The organism is Spirulina sp. 06S082, from assembly GCF_034932145.1.
Classification (GTDB): Bacteria; Cyanobacteriota; Cyanobacteriia; order Cyanobacteriales; family Spirulinaceae; genus CCY15215.
Genome location: NZ_JAYGHV010000463.1, coordinates 1 through 3189, shown reverse-complemented (window position 1 = coordinate 3189; position 3189 = coordinate 1). Strand labels below are relative to the sequence as shown.

At 40.2% G+C, this 3189-nt stretch carries 1 protein-coding gene, 1 tRNA gene and 1 pseudogene; 1 reads left to right on the top strand and 2 read right to left on the bottom strand.

Annotated features, from left to right (window positions below; translation table 11 throughout):
- The first annotated feature begins 189 nt into the window (after positions 1–189).
- Positions 190–262: transfer RNA gene (locus VB714_RS26950), tRNA-Arg, on the top strand.
- Positions 263–268: 6 nt separating this feature from the next.
- Here the strand turns inward: VB714_RS26950 and VB714_RS26945 are convergent.
- Positions 269–2917: a DNA polymerase III subunit alpha gene (locus VB714_RS26945; RefSeq protein ID WP_416309810.1), complete on the bottom strand. Its 2649-nt coding sequence runs from the start codon at positions 2915–2917 to the stop codon at positions 269–271.
- Positions 2918–2919: 2 nt separating this feature from the next.
- Positions 2920–3189: pseudogene (locus VB714_RS26940) on the bottom strand (hypothetical protein); the annotation flags it as partial.

Sequence of the window (3189 nt, the reverse complement as noted above, 5' to 3'; positions counted from 1 at the left end):
GTCCAGACTAGGGAAATATCTGGAAGTCCGTGCCAGATAACGACTCGTAGCGGTAGACAAGACTTGCGTTGGAAACTGATTCTTCCAAGCCGCTATTGGACGCTTTGCGTCAATAGCGGTTCTTGACGTTTATGTTGAGGTGCAAAGACCCATGCGCCTCAATTTTATGTTATGGTAGAAACCGTATGAGGGCGCGTAGCTCAGTGGATAGAGCACCAGATTCCGGTTCTGGGTGTCGGGAGTTCGACTCTCTCCGCGCTCGTACCTATTATGAAAACTTTTGAACCGTTCTTTTTTCTCGATATTGTTTCAATTCTAGCCCATTCTCGAAAATTTCCTCAATGGGCAACATTTTCCCCTCTTCTGTCATCAATTTATGATCCTTCGTTGCGCGAATAATAGAACCATCTTCCAACTCGTATGCAAATACTTCCTGTAAACCGCGATCGTGCCATTGGGCGATGGGTTGAGTATAAATAAAGCCATTTTTATCGCAACTATATACAGTGCATTCCATTTGCTCTTCAACTATTTTACCAATAGGCATTGCACCATATTCTACCGTTAAAATTAGCGTATCGTAACTGAGACAGTATTCAGCAAACTTGAGCATCTGTTCAAAAAGGCGATCGGCGACATTTTGCTTAACTCCATTTTTGGTTGCACCATCAATAAATTTAGTTCGATGTTTCTTCATTTCTGAGGTTTTCTTTTTACCCATTGCTCTTCTTAATAAATCCGCTTCTCCTAAAGAGTATCCGGCTAAATCTTGGGCAATTTTCATAATTTGTTCCTGATAAACCATAATTCCATAGGTTTCTTTCAGGATAGATTGGAGGAGAGGATGATCGTATTGCACCTCTTCGCGACCATGTTTGCGATCGATATACATGGGGATGAGTCCTGCATCTAAAGGACCCGGACGATAAAGGGCGAGAATTGAAGAAATATCTTCCAATTCTGAGGGTTTTAAGTCTTTAACAATCTGACGCATTCCATCAGATTCTAACTGAAAAATTCCCTCTAAGTTCCCAGCTTTAAATAATTTATAGGTTTTATCAATATCTCCTGGTAATTTCTTTAATGTCCCTTTTTCTTTGATTTCTAATGCCCGTCTTTCGTCTAAAGGCAGTTGATCTAAATCTAGGTCAATGTTTTGATTTTCCTTGACAAGATCGGCAGCTTTTTGCAAAATTGTCAAGTTTTTGAGTCCTAAAAAGTCCATTTTTAAGAGTCCCATTGACTCTACATCTTCCATTGAATATTGGACAATTGTTGACCCTTCATTATTCCGTTGCAGGGGAATTGCTTCGTCTAAAGGTTGAGAGGAAATGACAACACCAGCCGCATGAACGCCGAAAGTTTTATTTGTTCCTTCTATTCGCATGGCCATATCGATCCAGCGTGTAATTTGCGGATCGTTTTCGTATTTTTCTTTAAATTCTTTGCAGGGTGTATCTTTGGAAACCATCACTTTTAATTTAGTGGGTTTACCTCGAGAAACTGGGATTAATTTGGCCATGCGATCGGCATCGGAAAGGGGAATAGCTAACACCCTGGCAACATCTCGCAAAACTGCTTTGGATGTCATGCGGTTAAAGGTAATAATTTGAGCAACGTTATTTTTACCGTATTTTTCTGTTACATATTCAATCACTTTTTCCCGTCGATCGATACAAAAGTCTGTATCAATATCCGGCATAGATTTACGTTCGGGATTCAAAAAACGCTCGAATAAAAGTCCGTGACGCACTGGGTCAATATTGGTTATTTTCAAAGAATAAGCAACTAAAGAACCCGCAGCAGAACCTCGTCCAGGTCCAACAGGAATATGATTATCTCGTGCAAATTTGATGTAGTCCCAGACTACTAAAAAATAGGTGGAAAAGCCCATTTTTTGCATCATTTTCAATTCTAGTTCTAGCCGTTCTTTGTAGGTGGTATTCACTTCCGCACGAGAACGGCATTTAAGGCGTTCTAACAGTCCTTCCCAAGTAACTTGTTCAAGATAACTATCGGCAGTAAAACCGGCAGGAATGGGATAATCGGGGATGCGAGGTTCGCCTAAAATTTTGTAGGGTTGGACTTTTTCGGCAACTTCAATTGTTGTGGCGATCGCCTCTTCGATAATGTCATCAGTTAAGTGATCGCGAAACAATTCTCTCATCTCTTCTGCTGACTTGAGATATTCAGTACCGCTATAGCGCAAGCGTTTATCTTCTGTGATGAGTTTCTGGGTTTGAATGCACAATAAGGCATCATGTGCCTCTACATCATTACAGGAGATGAAATGAGAGTCATTTGTGGCGATAATTTTAATGTCTAATTCTCGGGCAATTTTAACAATTTCAAGGTTAACGATGCGATCTTCTGCGGAACCGTGATCCTGAATTTCTAAATAGTAATCATCCCCAAATAATTCTTTATACCATTGGGCAACTTTTCTGGCATCTTCTAAATCATTTTTGAGAATTCTTTGGGGAACTTCTCCTCCCAAACAAGCACTGGTGACGATTAAACCTTCGCGATACTGTTCTAAAAGTTCTTTATTAATACAAGGACGGGAAAAAATACCTTTTCCTTGCATTCCTTCTAAATGGGAAATTGTTGTTAGTTTTGTTAGATTTTTATAGCCTTGGGTATTTTTGGCGAGAACGACTTGATGATAGCGTTTATTGCGTTTCTTCTTGTCGTGAATATCCCCATTAATGACATACATTTCATTGCCAATAATGGGTTTAATTCCTTTACTTCGGCAAGTTTTTAAGAGTTGGATCGCACCGTACATGACTCCGTGATCTGTTAAGGCGATCGCGGGCATTTTCAATTCTACAGCGCGATCGACTAAGGAGGGCAATTGTGATGCACCATCAAGAAGGCTATAATCGCTGTGAATGTGTAAACCGACAAACATAATTTTTATTTGCTATTTGTTGTTGATAAATGTTCCTTAACTGGTGACTGATGACTTGATGCACATTGCTGATGATTGATGGCTGCATTCTCTGGCGATCGCACTTTTTGGATGAATTCTTCTAGTTTGCGAAAATAGGCTTCTCCACCAATCTCAACAATATGGTCATGATCGCCTTCTTCTACAATATAAAGCTCTTTTAGCGGTGTTTGTGCGGTTTCATAGAGAGTGTGACTCATCCATTCGGGAATGCGGCGATCGGCATTACCATGAAT